Consider the following 15,562-nt stretch of genomic DNA (forward strand, 5'->3'; position numbering starts at 1 on the left):
CCGTTTGCCGTTCCGGGCGGTCAGCCCTCCTTGCGCAGCCGCAGGCCCTCCATGCCACCATCCACCGCGAGGCACGATCCGGTGGTCGACCCGGCGGCGGGCGAGGCCAGATGGGCGATCGCGGCGGCGACCTCGTCGGCGCCGACCAGGCGGCCGTGCGGCTGGCGCGCCGCCAGTGCCGCGTACTCGGCTGCCGGATCCGGCGTGCGGTCGAGGAGCCGGCCGATCCAGGGGGTGTCCGCGGTGCCGGGGTTCACCGCGTTGACCCGGATGCCGTCGCGGAGCAGGTCCGCGGCCATGGCCCGGGTCATGGCCAGCACCGCGCCCTTGCTGGCCGAGTACAGCACCCGCTGCGGCAGCCCGGCCGTGGCGGCGATCGAGCCGACGTTGACGATCGCCGCGTGCGCAGAGGCCCGCAGGGCCGGCAGGGCCGCCCTGGTGACCCGGACCATGCCGACGACGTTTGTGTCCAGGACCCGGTGCCACTCCTCGTCGGTGTTGTCGGGCACTCCACCCTGTGCCCCGATTCCGGCGTTGTTGACCAGGACGTCGAGACCGCCGAGCGCCGAGACCGCCTCTTCGACGGCGGTCACGACCGAGGCGTCGTCGCGGATGTCCGCGCGGAGGTGGGCGGCGAACTCCGTGGAGTCCTGTCCGGCCAGGTCGAGTACGGCCACACGTGCCCCTTCGGCAGTGAGCAGGCGGGCGGTGGCCAGGCCGATGCCGGAAGCTCCGCCGGTGACCAGCGCGGTGAGGCCGTCGAAGGGGCCCCGGTCGGCTCGTGCGGAACCGGTGGTTGTCATGTCACCTGTCTCCCTTGCTCCTGTGCCGTCAGTGCCCGGACGAACCGTCTCATGGCACGGGGACGTCCTGCGGCAACAGTCCCGCGCCGCGCAGCTCCGCCCACATGCCGTCCGGGATGGGGTGACGGGCCAGTTCCACGTTGTCCGTCACCTCCTCGGGCGATACGGCGCCCACCACGACGGAGACCACGGCCGGGTGTCCGAACGGGAACTGCTGGGCCGCGGCCCGCAGCGGCACGTCGTATCGTGCGCACACCTCCCGGACGGCGAGCGCCCGCCGCAGTACGGCGTCCGGGACGGGCTGGTAGTCGTACGGCGCGCCGGGCCGCGGGTCCGCCAGCAGCCCGGAGTTGAAGACACCGCCGGCGATGACTCCGACGCCCCGGTCGGCGCACAGGGGCAGCAGGTCCGCCAGTGCCGACTGCTCCAGCAGCGTGTACCGTCCGGCGACCAGTACCACGTCCAGGTCGGTGCGCCGCACCAGCTCCGCGAGCGGCCGGCTGTGGTTCATCCCGGCGCCGACTGCCCCGACGACGCCTTCGTCCCGCAGCCGCAGCAGCGCGGGCACGGCGTGCCGTACCGCGTCGTCGAGGTGCTCGTCGGGGTCGTGCACGTGGACGACGTCGAACCGGTCGACGCCCAGGCGTTCCATGCTGGCGTCGAGGCTGCGCAGGACGTCGTCGCGGCCGAACGCGGGCCGGGGGGCGGTCCCCTCCGCGACCAGCCACCCGACCTTGGTCGACAACTGGACGCGGGTGCGGTCCACGGTCGCCAGCGCCCGCCCGACCCGCTGCTCGGACAGACCGTCGCCGTACAGCGGGGCAGTGTCCAGCAGCGTCGCGCCGTGTTCGACGGCGGCGTGGACGGTGGCCACGGCGGTGTCCGGGTCCACGGCGCCGTACAGGTCCCCGATCGGGGCGCAGCCGAGTCCGAAGCGGGGCAGCGTGATTCCGCGGGCCCCGCCGGTGCTCAGTTCTCCCTCGTGGCGCGCCACCGCTCGAACTCCTCTCTGCTGTCCGGGCTCAGGGGGTAGTAGTCCGACAGCCGTGCCCCCTGGTCGATGCGCATGCGGCTGAACTCCTCCCACTGTTCGTGGTCGGAGGCGCTGTCGACGATCTGCTGGGCCTTGGACACCGGGACCACCACGGCGCCGTCGTCGTCGGCCACGACCAGGTCACCCGGCAGGGTGAGCACCCCGCCGGCGGCCACGGGCACGTCGTAGGCCCACGGGAACAGTTCGGACTGCGACGCGTAGTGCGGGGTGGTTCCGGTGCACCAGATCGGGACGCCGAGCCGACGGACGCGGGGAGCGTCGCGGATGCGTCCGTCGACGACGATGCCGGCACCGCCCTTGCGCTTGAAGTAGCGCACCAGCATGTCGCCGAGGCATCCGGTGAAGGCGCTGCCGTAGGCCTGCACGACGAGGATGTCGCCGGGCTGGACGGTTTCGAGGACCGCCCACAGGGCCGTGCTGCGTTCGACGTACTCCTGGGCCAGGCCACTGGCCACGTCCTCGCGCTGTGGCATGAACTGGAGGGTGAGGGCCGGGCCGGTGACCTTGTTGCCGGATTCCAGGGCGGTGGGTCCGGACATGTAGGTGCGCCGGATGCCGAGTTCGTGGAGCTTGGCGCAGGCGGTGGCCGAGCTCACCCGGTGGAGGCCCCGGACCAGTTCGTCGTCGGGCCGTTCCCAGCCACCGCCGTGCACCGGGAGGTCCCACACGGGCGGGGTGTCCTGGCGGGCCTCGGGGCCGGAGGGGTCGGGGAGGGTGGCGGTCATCAAAGTCTCCGTGACGTGGTGGGGGAAGAGTGGTGTGTGGCAGGACGGGCGTGGAGCCGCATGTCCAGTCGGAGCCGGACGCGGCGCCCGGGCGGCAGGGTGATGTGGAGGTTGTTGTCGTCCACGCGGGCCGAGTTGTCGGTCTCCTCACCGGCGGGAAGGTGGTGGTCGTGGGAGTCGCCCGGGTACCGGCCGCCGCCACTGTTCCAGTGCACCGATGTGATCAGGTGTTCGCCGAAGCCGCCGGCGAGCAGGCGCAGCCGTCGGGTGTGCACCGTGCTGAGGTTGACCAGACTCACCGTGGTACTTTCCGCGTCGAGGTGTTCGACGAGGGCGGCGACGTCGGGCGGCAGGCCGGGCCGGGCGGCGTCCAGGTCGTCGTAGCGGACCCGGGCCAAGGGAAGACCGCCGTTGTACAGGGTCTGGGGTGCGCCGGTGGTGAGCTGGGTGAGCACTTCGGTGACCACCGGGTTGACCCGCTGCCATTTGTGCAGGTCCAGGTCGTCGGTGCCGGATGTGTCGGCCGTCATCAGGGCCATGCGGTGCGCCACCTGGGCCAGGGCCACCCGCAGTGCCCGCTCGGGGTAGTCGGGGTTGTCGCCGTCGAGGTGGGCGAGCCACGGGGCTTCGTGTCCGGCCTCCTCCTTGTCGCGGAAGGTGTGCACCTCGCGCCAGTCGTAGCCGCAGTGGACGCGGATCTCCTCCAGCCGGCCGCGGTCCTGCTCCTGCATGCCGAACCACCACAGCCATGTCCAGTACGCCACCTGTGCGGGCTGGTGGTCGAACCATCCGTCCGGGCCCAGGCGGGTGGGCAGCGCGTTGACGATGCTCCCTTCGCCCAGGCCCAGGGCATGGGCCCAGCCGGGGCGGCGGGTGGCGCCGGTGTCGTAGGGCATGCCGGTACGGCGCTGTTCCCAGACCTGGTCCAGCGGTCGCCGGGCAAGGTCCAGTCGTTCGGTTCCCCCGCCCACCACGCCGGCGCTGATCGCGCCCACCAGGGCGGCGGCGCCGATCGAATGCACCCCGTGCGGCCAGGTCCAGCCGTAGTGGCCGCCGTACCAGCGGCCGTCGTGGTACTCGCCGACAGCGCCGGAGAGCCCGACGTTGTCGGGCATGGCACCGAGGACGGCCGCTCGTTCGCGCCAGGCGTCGACGTACTCCAGCACCCACGCCGCCAGGCGCGGATCGTGGTCGTAGAGCCAGGCGTTGGCGACCAGGGCGGTGACGGCGAGGTTGACGGCGGTGTCCCCGCGTCCGAGCCGGTCGCGCATCCGGTGGCCCATCCGGACGGCGTTGTCCTCGTCGGCCAGATCGTCCCACGTCCGGATGCCGGGGACATCGTGCAGGGGCAGGCCGTAGGGCCGCATGTTCTCCTGCTCGTGGCCGAACCGGTCGTCCCACTGGGGGCCGAGGCCCGGCCGCGGGCCGTCCGAGCCGTTGTGCGGGGCCCGCAGGGCGCGGATGGCGGGGTCGTAGTTGTGGGTGGCGCTTCCGGCGAGGTACTGCTCCGCGAAGCGGACGGCCCGTTCCTGGAACTTCCCGTCCGCGGGATCGGCGGCGCAGATCCCGTAGAACATCAGCAGTGCCTCACCCTGATGGAACCAGTCGTATCCGCGTTCGAACTCGTCGCGGTACAAGCCGAGTTCGGTCAACTGGCGCGTGACGCCCTCCCAGTGGCGCTTGACGGTCGGAAGCAGGTCGGCGGCGCCGCCCAGGCGGTACAGCGCGGGCCAGTTGAAGAACGCCTCGTAGAAGTCGTCCGCGCCGTCACGGTCGACAAGGGTGCCGCTGAACCGCAGTCGGCCGTCGGGCTCGGTGTAGCGGTCGCTGAACAGCCGCCAGGCAGCGTCGAGTTCGTCGAAGAGACGGCGCTGCAGCACGGCCCACACCGGCGGTGGGCCGGTGGGAACGGAGGCGGTGATCTCGGTGGGGCCGGGAGTGTTGCCCGCGGCGTCGTGGAACACGGTCAGGTCAGCCCTTCAGAGCACCGGAGGTCAGGCCGCTGATGATGTGACGCTGCATGATCGCGAAGAAGACGAGGGCCGGCGCCACGGCCAGGAGCAGGTTGGGGAAGACCACCGCATAGTGCGTCGAATACTTGCCGACGGCCGCGTAGACGCCGGTGGTGACGGTGTACAGTCCGCTCCCGGGCCCCAGGATGATCTGCGGGTTGGCGAAGTCGTTCCACACGCTGAGGCTGTGCAGGATCACCGCGGTCGCCACCATCGGCCGCATCAGTGGGAGTACGACGAGCTGGAAAGTCCGCAGCCTGCCCAGTCCGTCCACGGCCGCGGCCTGGTCGAGCTCACGGGGGATGGTCCGGATGTAGGCGCTGTACAGGAACACTGACAGCGGAAGTGTCAGGGCGGTCTCGAACAGGACGAAGCCGGTGATGGTGCCCATCAGCCCCAGGTACTTCAGGACGTAGACGACCGGGATCAACAGGACCTGGCTGGGCACGAAGGTCCCGGCCACGAAGAGCAGCAGCAGCGCGGTGTGCCGGCGGGTCGTCCCACGGGCGATCACGTACGACACCGGCGCGGAGACCGCCAGGGAGAGGACGTTGACCAGCAGCACGAAGAGAAGGGTGATGCCGTAGGCCCGCAGGACCTCGAAGTCCGGGTTGGAGAAGGCCTCGCGCAGTGGGTCCAGGGTCAGACGGGTCAGCGGCAGACCGAAGGGGGCGCTGCGGATGTCCTGCTCGGACTTGAAGGCGTTGACCACCAGCAGCCACAGCGGGATCACCATGAAGGAGGCGGACACGATGAGCAGCGGCATCCGACACAGGGAGGTGCCCGGCGCGGAGCCGTGGGCGCGGAGCCGGTGCGCGGTCGCGGGCCGCGGCCGGTCCGAGACCGGGGTGATGGCGGACGCCTCGGCGGAAGGGGTCGGGGGCAGGCCCGTGGTGGGTTCGGTGGCCATGGTCAGGCACTCGCTCTCTCATCGGCGCGGCGCCGCAGAAATGTGATCACCAGCGCGGCGATGCCGGTCACGAGCGTCAGGACCATCGACTGGGCGGAGCCGTAGCCCAGGGCGTTGTTCTGGAACGACTGGGCCAGGATCAGGTAGGCGGCGGTCTGAGTGGAGCCCGCGGGTCCACCTCCCGTCAGGGAGAGCACCAGATCGTAGGAGCGCAGCAGGGTCACCAGGGTGAGGACGACGTTGACGGTGACGACCGGCGCGATCATCGGCAAGGTCACGCTGCGCAGGGTCCGCCAGCGGCCGGCGCCGTCGATCCGAGCGGCTTCGAGCAGGGACTCGGGGACGGTGTGCAGCCCGGCGATGTAGAGGACCAGCGTGAACCCGAAGCCGGACCAGACCACGACACCGATCAGACTCGCCAGTGCCCACCCCGGCTGGGAGAGGAACGGCAGCCCGGCGTGTCCGGCGGAGCGCAGCACGTTGTTGACCGCTCCGTTCGTGGACAGCAGGGCCGACCACAGGAAGCCGATGATCAGCGCGCTGATGACGTACGGGTAGAAGAACACGGTCCGCAGCACGGTGTTGGTGCGGCTCGGCGCGGAGATGGCGAGGGCCAGCGCGAGTCCCACGGCGTTCACGGCGAGGGTGCCGATCACCGCCAGGAGTACGGTGATCCAGGCGGCCTGACGGACCTCGGGATCCTCCAGGAGGGTCCGGTAGTGGTCCAGGCCGACCATCGCCGGGTGCGCCGTGTAGCCGTCCCAGTCGGTCAGACTGAGGTACCCCGACAGCGCCAGCGGGACAATCATCATGACGGCGAAGAGCACGACCGCCGGAGCGCCCATGAGCAGCCCCGTGAGGCGGTCCCGGCCGCGGGCGGTGGCGAACAGGTCGCGTACGGCCCGGGCCGGCCGGGAGGTGGTCGGCAGGCTCATCCCGTGTGCGCCTTCAGCCAGATGTCCAGGTTCTTCAGCCCGGTCGCCGCGTCACCTCCGGTGTAGAGGCTCTGCACCTGCTTGTTCTGCTCGGCCTCGAAACCGGCGGGCATCTGGTACTCGCCGCCGCCGGCGATGGCCTGACGGCCGGTGGACTCGTCGACGAGCGCCTGCACCAAGTCGGCCAGCGGGGAGAGCTTGTAGGGGTATCCGGTGCGGAACGAGGAGTCCTGCTTGAGCTGGCCGACCACCGCGGTGCGGTCCGTGGTCAGGAACCGGACGAGCTTCTCCGACGCCTTCTGGTGCTTGCCCGCCTTGAAGATGCGGTAGTTGGCGCCCGGCGTCACCGCGAGCCGCGGTGCGGACGCGTCGTTCAGCTGGGGCGAGGGGAAGACGCCCACTTCGAAGTCCTTCTTCGCCTGCGCCTCCGCGGCGACGAACCAGCAGCCCATGGGGTACATCGCCGCTTCGCCGGACAGGAAGTCGGTCTCGGCGTCGGCGTACTTGGTCCCCAGTGCCTGCTTGTCGAGGTATCCCTTGTCCAGCCACGACTCGTACAGATCCATGGACGGACCGAGGTCGGCGTCCAGGGAGCGCTCGCCGGCGGCGGCCTGCTTGAACCACTCCGGTTCCGACGTGGTCACCGTCGGCGCGAAGAGCATCATCACCTGGGCCTGGGTGACCCACTCCCCCGCCGTCTGCATGGGCAGGTATCCGGCGGCCTTGAGCTTCTTCATCGCCGCCGTGAGTTCCCGCATGGTGGCGGGCGGTTCGGTGATGCCCGCCTTCGCGAACGCCTTCTTGTTGTAGAAGATGAGGGACTGCACCTGCTGCCCGATCGCGGCGTCGTACAGGTGCCCGTCCAGACGCTGCGCGTCCGCCATCGGCCCTCCCGCGGCCCAGGGCAGGTCCGACAGGTCCCTCAGGTACGGGACGACCTTGTCGTTGTGGGAGCCTTCGACGACATCGGGCGCGTTCCCGGCCGCCAGCTGCTGCTGCAGCGTACTGTCCACGGAGCCGTCCGCGGCCGTGGGCGAGTCGATCTGCACCTTGATGCCGGGGTTCGCCTTCTCGAAGGGGGCGACGAGGTCGCGCCAGTACGCCTTGGTCAGGTTGGGCGTGATGTTCACCAGCATCCGCACGGTTCCGGTGGCGCCCGAGCCCGGGTCACCGGCCGAGTCCGCCTCGAACCCTCCGCCTCCGCACGCTGTCGTCAGACTCAGGCCCAGAAGGACGCCTACCGCGACGTTGATGGATCTTCTTCGGGCCACATCGGCCTCCTATCGATTATCTATTATCGATAGCCGCTATGATGGTCAGCGTGAGGCGGTTGTCAAGAGGTGCTGACCATGACGCACGATCATCGATACGATGCGAAGAAGTTCTGGGATCCGAGGGGGCTGTCATGACGGGCATCGGTGAGCCGCTGACGCGGGCCCTGCTGTCCGATCAGGTGTACACCCGCGTCCGGAGCCTGATCGTCAGCGGGGACCTGCGGGCCGGGGACCGACTGGTCGAGGCGGAGATCGCGCGCGACCTCGGCGTCAGCCAGGCCCCTGTCCGGGAAGCGGTCAAGCGGCTGGTGCACGAAGGACTGGCCGACCACATCCCGCGGCGCGGCAGCTTCGTCGCCGACGTGTCCTCGCAGGACGCGGACGCCGCACGTGCCGTACGCGTCATCATCGAGGAGTTCGCGGCGCGCGCCGTCGCCGAGCACCCCACGGCCGAGGCCCTCGAAGCTCTCCGCGCCCAGGTGCACGCCATGCGCGAGGCCGCCGGCGCCGGTGACATCGGACGCTTCAGAGACGCCGACATCGCCTTCCACCGGGTGCTGTGCGAGGCGAGCGGCAACCCCTTCCTGTCGCGAATCTGGAGCCTGATGGAACCGAGCCTCCGCGCCCTGCGGGTGGTCTCCGACCCTCTGTTCACCGGCGACTGGGCCGAGATGGCGGAGCATCACGGCGTGCTATTGGGGATCCTCGAGTCGGCGGACGCCGACGGTGCCGCCGCGGCGTTCGCGGCCCACGCCCGCGGTGACGACGGCATCCTCGACCACCACTGAGCCCGCCCGGCGGCGCCGACGGAAACCCGATCGTCCACAGTGCCGCCCCTTCTCCACACGGTGCGGCACTCTGAGGCCCCTCGCACGGAGGGCTTCCGCGAGGGCTCGCGAGACCCCTGGAATGTGAGGGCGGGACGGGTCGGCCGGGCAGGCGTAGCGCTGGAGGTTGTAGCCGCCGACGATGCCGATCAGGGTGAAGTCGGCGAGTTCGTCGGTTCGCGTGGCCAGGCCGCGCCACTGCTTGAGCCGGTTGACGCACCGCTCGACGGTGTTCCGCTGCTTGTGGACCTCGCGGTCGAAGCCGGGTGGGCGGCCGCCTTGTCGGCGCCGCCGCGGGCGGTGGCCGAACTGGTCGGAAGGCTGCGGGATCACCGCCCGGACTCCCCGGCGCCGAAGGCGGCTGCGGATGACGCGGGAGGAGCAGGCCCGGTCGGCCGGCACCGCAGACGCCGGGTCCGTGGCCTTCCCGGGCCGCTGCGCGGAACGCGGATGCGAGACATCACGGTCTCGAAGGCAGGTGCGCCACCGGCCTGACCAGCGGTGATGGTGAAGGCCAGAGGCCGCGCCCCGCCGTCCGCGGCCAGGTGGTCCTTCGCGCTCAGCCCGCCGCGGGAGCGTCCGAGAGCGTGGTCGCCGGGCTCATCGAAGCGGGCCGCCCCCTTGTACGTGCGCCGACGGCGTGCTGATGGGCCCGGATGACCGTGGAGTCAACCGACACCGTCCAGACGATGTCGTCGTCGGCGTCCGCCGCCGACAGGACAGCGGCGAGGATCATCTCCCACGTGCCGTCGACGGCCCACCTGGATCAGCCGTTTGTGGGCGGTCTGGAACGGGCCGGGCTCGCCGGGGAGGTCCCGCCAGGGCGAGTTGGTGCGGTACTTCCACGCGATGGCCTCCAGAGTGCGCCGGTGGTCGGCCCACGCCGTCCACGGACCGGATCGGCCGGCATCAGCGGCTCGACCCGGTCCCACATCGCATCAGTGATCACCACAGGACCTGGAGGAGGTCCGCGTCGGGCGGGCACGGTAAGGGGAGGTCAGGGGCGTAGAGCGGGGCGACAGGGAGGAGGGCGATCGGGCCGTCCACCACGGGCGGCCCGCGCTGCACCGCTGCGGGGTTGCCAGTTCCTCGGGGGTCCACTGGGCGCGCCCCGGGGTCGAGGCACAGGACCGCTGCGGCACGGACGCGGCGGAGGAGCCGTATGTCGTCCCGTAAGCCGACCACCGGCGCCACCCGGAGGTCGTACGGCTCGTCGCAGTACGACGACGGCTCGTCGGCGGGTCACAGCAGCGCCCCCGCGACGGAGCTGCCCTGCACGGTCGGCGCCCCGGGGCACGGGTGCGGCCTGGTCGCTGTGCGTGCCGGCGAGGCCGGTTGAGGGAAGGGCACCTCACGCCGACCGGCTGCGGCGGGATGGTACGGGGGTGGCGTTCATGGTGGTGATGCCGCCGGCTGCGTCTGACCGTGGACGTGCGCGCAGATGGCCGCGGCCTTCTCGTAGCGTCCGGCGGTGCCGCGTCACTGCTTCAGACGGTTGACGCAGCGTTCGCACGTCGGCGGTGTCCCGCCCCGGCTGCCGCGACCGAGGCCGTTGGCCACGTTGATCTGCCGGCACGGGGACCGCTGCTCGGATGCCGCGCTTGCTCAGGTGGTCGTGGATCGCGCCCGCCTGGCCGCCGGTCACGACGAACGCGAGAGACCGACAGCGGCAGTCGGCGGCGATCAGCTTCGTCGCAGGTCCCCGCGCGTCCGCCCGGTGGCGTCGTCGTGCGGCGCGGCCGTTGGGGTCTCCCTTTCTTCGCAGGCGCCGGCGGCGTGCTGATGAGCACGCGCAAGCGTGGAGTCCCACCGAGACGACCTGGGCCCCGCCAGTTCTCGTGACTCCTCCGGCAGTTGGACCAGTGTGTTCCCGTCGACCACCGGCCGCTGTCCCTGCCTGCCTGGCAGCGTGCCGATGCGCGTACCGGTCGTCTCTCACTGCTTACGCGTTCCCGTCACAGGGTCCTATATTGGTCGCCGATTCGCGATTATCGATAGGCGATAGGCGATAGGAGAGCCATGCACTGGAGACGTCGCGCGCTGGCCCTGACAACCGTGGCAGCGACCGTGCTGACCGCGTTCACGACCGCCCTCCCGGCATCGGCCAAGGCGGGCACCACCCGATACGTGAGCCCTACGGGCTCCGACACGAACCCCGGCACCGCACGGTCCCCGTACCGCACGGTGCAGAAGTGCGCCACCGTCGCCGTACCCGGCGACACCTGTCTGATCGGAACAGGCACGTACCGGGAGACCATCACCCCCGCCCGCAGCGGAACCGCGTCCGCCCGAATCACCTACCGCGCCGCGCCCGGTGCGGATGTCGTGATCGACGGAAGCGACCCGGTCACCGGATGGTCCCCGGTCACCGCATCGGATCTGTCGGAGCTCCAGGACGCGGACCCGACACTGGCCGGCTCGGACTTCGCCTCGGCCGTGTCCGCCGGCTACATCCACCGGACCGACATCGTCCTCAACCTCTCGCTGCCGGGCAACCAACTGTTCGTCGACGGCACCATGCTCGGCGAGGCGCAGTGGCCCTACCCGGGCACCGACCCGACGCGCCCCGTCTACAACTCCGCAGACGCCGGCACCGATGACACTCTGTACGACGACGCCTTGACGCAGCCCGCCGGCTACTGGGACGGAGCAAGGCTGACGTCGCACAATTGGTTCGTCAGCCAGACCGGCACCGTCACCTCATCCGGCGTCGGCTCGGTGACCGCGACGGGACTGTCCACCGCGTGCGTGGGTCTCAGCCCCAATCAGCAGAACCTGTACTCCCTCACCGGCAAACTCCAATCGTTCAGCCATGCCGGCCAGTGGTTCTACGACAAGGCCGCGCACCGGCTGTACCTGTGGATGCCGGACGACGGCAGCCCGGCCACGCACACCATCGAGGCCAAGCAGCGCAATGTGGCCTTCGATCTGTCGGGACGTTCCCACATCTCCGTCATCGGCATGGGCATCAGGGCCGCGACGGCCCAGACCTCCTCGACGTCGACCCACAACGTGCTGGACGGCATCGAGGCCACCTACGTGTCCCACTACATGGACCTCACGGTGGACCCCGGCAAGGTGACGCCCACCGACCCGTGCGATGTACTGACCGCGGGTGAGACGACCAGCGGCATCCTCCTTCGCGGCACGGCCAACGCACTGCGCAACAGCCGGATCGACTACAGCGCGGGCAACGGCGTCCTGGTCTCGGGCTCCCACAACACGGTCACCAACAACCTCATCACACGCGTCGACTACCGAGGCAGCTACGCCGCGGGGATCAACCTGCTCGGCAGCGACCACGACGTCACGCACAACACCGTCGCCAACAGCGGCCGGAGCGACATCAACATCGACGACAAGGTCGCCGGAGCCACGGCCTCCGGCCACCACATCGCCTACAACGACCTCTCGGACTACGGGAACCTGGTCGTCGACGTCGGGGCGATCTACATCTGCTGCCGGGTGAACCTGACGGGAACGGAGATCCACCACAACCTCCTGCACGACGCCGCGCTCTTCGCGGCCAGCGCCCCGGCACCCGGTGTGTACCTGGACCTGTCGACCTACAACGCCACCGTGTACGACAACGTCGCGTGGAACCGCACGACATACGGTGTCGTACTGATCAACCCCAACGGCAGCAGCACCTCCGGCAACCGCGTCCACAACAACACCAGCGGCACCGACCGCAAGTCGGTCAGCCTCTTCGGCGGCACCTACTCGGACACCGAGGTGGCCAACAACATCGGCGACGCCGACACCATGGAGGGCGTGTCGTCGACCAACAACCTGCCCCAGTCGGCCGGGCCGCAGTTCGTGGACCCCGCGGTCCACGACTACACCCTCAAGTCGACCTCTCCCGCCCGCAACTACGCGCTGGTGCGGCCCCCGGCCACCGACGGGTACACGGATCCGCAGCCCAGCGCCGGTGCCTACCAGTACGGCGCGACTGCCTGGAAGGCAGGCGTGGCCGCAGAGACCACGAAGGTCGAGGCCGAGTCGTACGCGGAGGGCAGTGGGGTCGCCACCCACAGCGCCGGCACCGGCACCGTGCTCGGCAGCTTCGACGGTGGTGACTGGGTCCGCTACGAGGACGTCGACTTCGGAGACGGACGGAACCTCCTCATCGCGAGCATCGGCAGTGAACGACCATACTCCGGGGGCCGGTTCGAGATCCGCGTCGACTCCGCGACCGGCCCTGTCATCGGTACGGTCACAGTGGAGAGCACCGGCGCGTGGGACACCTACCTGGACCAGACGTTCACGATCGTCCCCGCCAGCGGCAGCCATGACGTCTACATCAAGGCCCTCGGCAGCGCGCCCGGCGTCGGCAACATCGACCACTTCTCGATGGCGAGGATGACCCCCCGGTAGGGAAAGACCGACACCTGGTGGTGGCCGCACGGCTGGGTGTGGCCACCACGCAGTCCGCCCGGAACCCGTTGCGCGCTCCCCTGAGTGCCGGCAGCAGCGCCTCACGCAGGCGGGCCGCCTGGTCGACGAACGCGCTCGTAGACAGGCGCCTCGCGGACACCTCGCCGTACCGGCCGAGGTGATCGAACACCTCATGGTCGTCCTACGCGGCACGGTCACTCGAAGCTGATCTTCAACGAACAGCAGGTGACGAAAAGACTGATCACATCCCGCAGGTGGCAAGAATCCTGAGCAGACAGTGCCAACCGTCGTGCTCCGCCCTACGGAGACGCCCAGGCAGACGCGCAACCCCGTGACAGGAAACGCGCTCCGGCACATGTGGTGTGGCCGAGCGCTTCAGTGGCCGCTCCGCGTGTCACAGTCGGCCACGTCCCGTGCCCTCAGCCAGCAGGAGTGTGCTTGGTGAACTCGATGGTGCAGCCGGACGGAGTCGCGGGCGGGTGGCGGGATCGAGTGGCCGCCGTACGCCGCGAGCTCGCCGAGCACGGCCCTCCCCGGAGCCCCGATGGCGCTCCGGACTTCGCCACCGTCACGCTGCCGGAGCGCGACTGTGATCAGGTACGGGACCTCCTGGTCGATGAGCGGGTCGCCACGGTCGTCGAGATCGGGCTCGCCTATGCCAGCTCGGCGCTGGCGATCGGTGAGGCGCTCCTGCGCACCGGTTCACGCAACCCGCGGCACGTGGTGATCGACCCGTACCAGTACGCGGCGTACGACGGCGTCGGGTGGGAGCTGCTGCGCAGCGCCGGCCTGCACGACATCGCCGAGCTGGTGACCGAACCATCGCAGCGGTTCCTTGCCCGGTTGGCCGACGCGGGTTTCGCCGCGGACGCGGCGTTCGTCGACGGCAGCCACCACTTCCACAACGTGTTCGTCGATCTCCACTTCCTGGGCGAGATCGTCCGGCCTGGCGGCGTCGTGCTGCTCGACGATGTCTGGTGGCCATCCGTCAGCGCCGCCGTGGCGTACTTCGAGACCAATCTGGGGTGGTGTTCGATACCGGGCGTTCTGGCCGACGGGACCGCCGGCCCGGCCAGCGGCCGGCCCCGGATCGGCGCCTACCGGCTGCCCGATCCACGCCCGACGCCGGACTTCAAGGAGTTCCGACCGTTCTGCTGATTCGGGTGGGCTCGCGAGGCCCACCCGAACCGGACCGTCGCCGTCAGTCACAGCGATGGCACGCGTTGAGCTTGGAGTGCCCAACTCGGGTGCTCACTGGCCAGCTGAAGTGCTCGGACCACATGTGGTCGGGGTCGCCCCCGGGCGGGGTCGGCCTCATGGCCGGGCCTGTGTTCGGTCCCACCACGGCGTCCGGTCCGGGGCGGGCAGCGCCGCCCGACCCCCGTAGACCGGCGATGCGCTCCCTCGGCATCGATGACCAGCGAAGGGACCGCCGTCACCCAACGGCCGGCCGCGAGGCGAAACAGGCGGCAGGCACAGCATCCGTCCGGCACGTCAGGCGGGCGGGGCTGTACTCGTGAGCGGGACCACCGCGCCACTCCACCCACTGCGGGTCGTCCAGGAACGCATCGGGGGTCGGCGACGCCGGCGATTTCGAGGAACACCACCGGGCCGGGCCGTGGTCGCTGTAGGCGGTGCCGAGGAACTCGTCCTGGCCGTGGCGGTGCACGGTGACCCTCCGGCCGCCCGACAGGGAGGGCCGGTGCACGACGACCGGCGCCCGGGTCACGCCACCCAGCCTGCGCCGAGCCGGTCGAGCAGCAGGCCTTTCAGCAGACCGCCGGTCAGTTCCGTCTAGCGCCTGTCGGGTCGCGGGCCCGGCTGGTCGTTGCCGCTGCCCGCCGAACCGGTATTCGGGACCGGGACGGGGGCGAGCGGGGACGGGAGGAGACCGGCGCTCCAGCGGGACCACGACACCGGCGCGCAGCAAGGACCACAGGGGACCGGCACAGCCCGACGGCCGGACGGCGGGGACCGGCAGGGGGGACGAGCGGGACGGCGCGGGGAGGCGGCGGCCCCCGGCGCGGGGCGGCACGGACCACGGGCAGCGGACCGGATGCGACGAAGCCCGGCTGGACCAGCTCGGGATGCGCTGCTGGCTCGATGACCGGCGAGGGTACGTCCGTGCCTTCCGCGCGCGGCCTCTGTACCGACCGCTTCTCAGCCGGTGGAGCGCTCACGGGCGCGCCGGCTGAGAGCCTGTTCGTCTCGTCCCGCCCGCAGTGCTGTGAGCTGGGCGTTCAGTTCCGCCAGCCATCTGGCGGCATGGGCTCCCACGAGACGCGCTCCCCATCCCCCGCGGGACCCGGTACGTGCCATGTGTAGACCCGTTGCTCCGGTTCCCGTTCGTCGTCGTCGAGGATCCGGACGGTGTTGCCCGGGTAGGCACTGGGTGGGTTGGTGATCGGGGGTGACGAGATGGCGGGCGAAGAGGTCGCGGATGCGCTTGTGCCACCGTGCAAGGGAGTCCTGGGGTGAGTTGTGCCCGGGGCGTCTTGGGAAAGGGCGACGGCGTCCATGGCGCCCGAGCGTCTGATGGTCTCCGAGATGTCGTGATGTGCCTTCGTCGGGCGGGGACGGCGGGCCGGCTTTGTGTTCCGCTGCGGTACGGGCCGGGCGGGCAG

At 70.5% G+C, this 15,562-nt stretch carries 11 protein-coding genes and 1 pseudogene; 4 read left to right on the forward strand and 8 right to left on the reverse strand.

Going from position 1 to position 15,562, the window contains the following annotated elements:
- Positions 1-20 precede the first annotated feature (20 nt).
- Genes ACH4LD_RS33085 through ACH4LD_RS33115 form a run of 7 tightly spaced genes read right to left on the reverse strand, consistent with a single transcriptional unit; the run spans position 21 to position 7,710 of the window.
- On the reverse strand, positions 21-803 hold the full coding sequence (locus ACH4LD_RS33085) for an SDR family NAD(P)-dependent oxidoreductase (RefSeq protein WP_398057866.1): 783 nt from the start codon (positions 801-803) through the stop codon (positions 21-23).
- Positions 804-852: 49 nt separating this feature from the next.
- Positions 853-1,797, reverse strand: coding sequence for an aldo/keto reductase (locus ACH4LD_RS33090; RefSeq protein WP_398057865.1), 945 nt, complete (start codon positions 1,795-1,797; stop codon positions 853-855).
- Positions 1,773-2,582, reverse strand: coding sequence for a ribonuclease activity regulator RraA (locus ACH4LD_RS33095; protein ID WP_398057864.1), 810 nt, complete (start codon positions 2,580-2,582; stop codon positions 1,773-1,775). The genes ACH4LD_RS33090 and ACH4LD_RS33095 overlap by 25 nt, the downstream gene beginning before the upstream one ends.
- The gene (locus ACH4LD_RS33100; RefSeq protein ID WP_398057863.1) at positions 2,582-4,546 is read right to left on the reverse strand and encodes a hypothetical protein; all 1,965 of its coding nucleotides are present in this window, start codon (positions 4,544-4,546) and stop codon (positions 2,582-2,584) included. The genes ACH4LD_RS33095 and ACH4LD_RS33100 overlap by 1 nt, the downstream gene beginning before the upstream one ends.
- 7 nt (positions 4,547-4,553) lie before the next feature.
- Positions 4,554-5,504, reverse strand: coding sequence for a carbohydrate ABC transporter permease (locus ACH4LD_RS33105; protein ID WP_398057862.1), 951 nt, complete (start codon positions 5,502-5,504; stop codon positions 4,554-4,556).
- A 2-nt stretch (positions 5,505-5,506) separates the two neighbouring features.
- Positions 5,507-6,439, reverse strand: coding sequence for a carbohydrate ABC transporter permease (locus tag ACH4LD_RS33110; RefSeq protein ID WP_398057861.1), 933 nt, complete (start codon positions 6,437-6,439; stop codon positions 5,507-5,509).
- A complete protein-coding gene (locus tag ACH4LD_RS33115) occupies positions 6,436-7,710 on the reverse strand; it encodes an ABC transporter substrate-binding protein (protein WP_398057860.1) in 1,275 nt (424 codons plus the stop codon). Before ACH4LD_RS33115 ends, ACH4LD_RS33110 begins: the two co-directional genes overlap by 4 nt.
- A 134-nt stretch (positions 7,711-7,844) precedes the next feature.
- On the opposite strand from ACH4LD_RS33115, the gene ACH4LD_RS33120 reads away from it, so the two are divergent.
- Positions 7,845-8,501: a GntR family transcriptional regulator gene (locus tag ACH4LD_RS33120; RefSeq protein WP_398057859.1), complete on the forward strand. Its 657-nt coding sequence runs from the start codon at positions 7,845-7,847 to the stop codon at positions 8,499-8,501.
- A 201-nt stretch (positions 8,502-8,702) separates the two neighbouring features.
- Here ACH4LD_RS33120 and ACH4LD_RS33125 read toward each other — a convergent pair.
- Positions 8,703-9,474: pseudogene (locus ACH4LD_RS33125) on the reverse strand (IS5 family transposase); the annotation flags it as partial.
- 228 nt (positions 9,475-9,702) lie between these two features.
- Between ACH4LD_RS33125 and ACH4LD_RS33130 the strand changes: the two are divergent.
- The 3 genes from ACH4LD_RS33130 (at position 9,703) to ACH4LD_RS33140 (ending at position 14,096) form a co-directional block, all read left to right on the forward strand.
- The gene (locus ACH4LD_RS33130) at positions 9,703-9,879 is read left to right on the forward strand and encodes a hypothetical protein (protein WP_398057858.1); all 177 of its coding nucleotides are present in this window, start codon (positions 9,703-9,705) and stop codon (positions 9,877-9,879) included.
- A 680-nt stretch (positions 9,880-10,559) separates the two neighbouring features.
- The gene (locus ACH4LD_RS33135; protein WP_398057857.1) at positions 10,560-12,917 is read left to right on the forward strand and encodes a carbohydrate-binding protein; all 2,358 of its coding nucleotides are present in this window, start codon (positions 10,560-10,562) and stop codon (positions 12,915-12,917) included.
- Between the two features lie 471 nt (positions 12,918-13,388).
- Positions 13,389-14,096, forward strand: a complete 708-nt coding sequence (locus tag ACH4LD_RS33140; protein WP_398057928.1) for a class I SAM-dependent methyltransferase — start codon at positions 13,389-13,391, stop codon at positions 14,094-14,096.
- The last annotated feature ends 1,466 nt before the right edge of the window (positions 14,097-15,562 follow it).

It is taken from the genome of Streptomyces sp. NPDC017676 (assembly GCF_044329325.1).
Classification (GTDB): Bacteria; Actinomycetota; Actinomycetes; order Streptomycetales; family Streptomycetaceae; genus Streptomyces.

Coding starts and splice junctions, on each gene's coding strand:
- ACH4LD_RS33085 (WP_398057866.1), bottom strand. CDS start 803: ATGACAACCACCGGTTCCGCACGAGCCGACCGGGGCCCCTTCGACGGC.
- ACH4LD_RS33095 (WP_398057864.1), bottom strand. CDS start 2,582: ATGACCGCCACCCTCCCCGACCCCTCCGGCCCCGAGGCCCGCCAGGAC.
- ACH4LD_RS33105 (WP_398057862.1), bottom strand. CDS start 5,504: ATGGCCACCGAACCCACCACGGGCCTGCCCCCGACCCCTTCCGCCGAG.
- ACH4LD_RS33110 (WP_398057861.1), bottom strand. CDS start 6,439: ATGAGCCTGCCGACCACCTCCCGGCCGGCCCGGGCCGTACGCGACCTG.
- ACH4LD_RS33120 (WP_398057859.1), top strand. CDS start 7,845: ATGACGGGCATCGGTGAGCCGCTGACGCGGGCCCTGCTGTCCGATCAG.
- ACH4LD_RS33130 (WP_398057858.1), top strand. CDS start 9,703: ATGTCGTCCCGTAAGCCGACCACCGGCGCCACCCGGAGGTCGTACGGC.
- ACH4LD_RS33135 (WP_398057857.1), top strand. CDS start 10,560: ATGCACTGGAGACGTCGCGCGCTGGCCCTGACAACCGTGGCAGCGACC.
- ACH4LD_RS33140 (WP_398057928.1), top strand. CDS start 13,389: ATGGTGCAGCCGGACGGAGTCGCGGGCGGGTGGCGGGATCGAGTGGCC.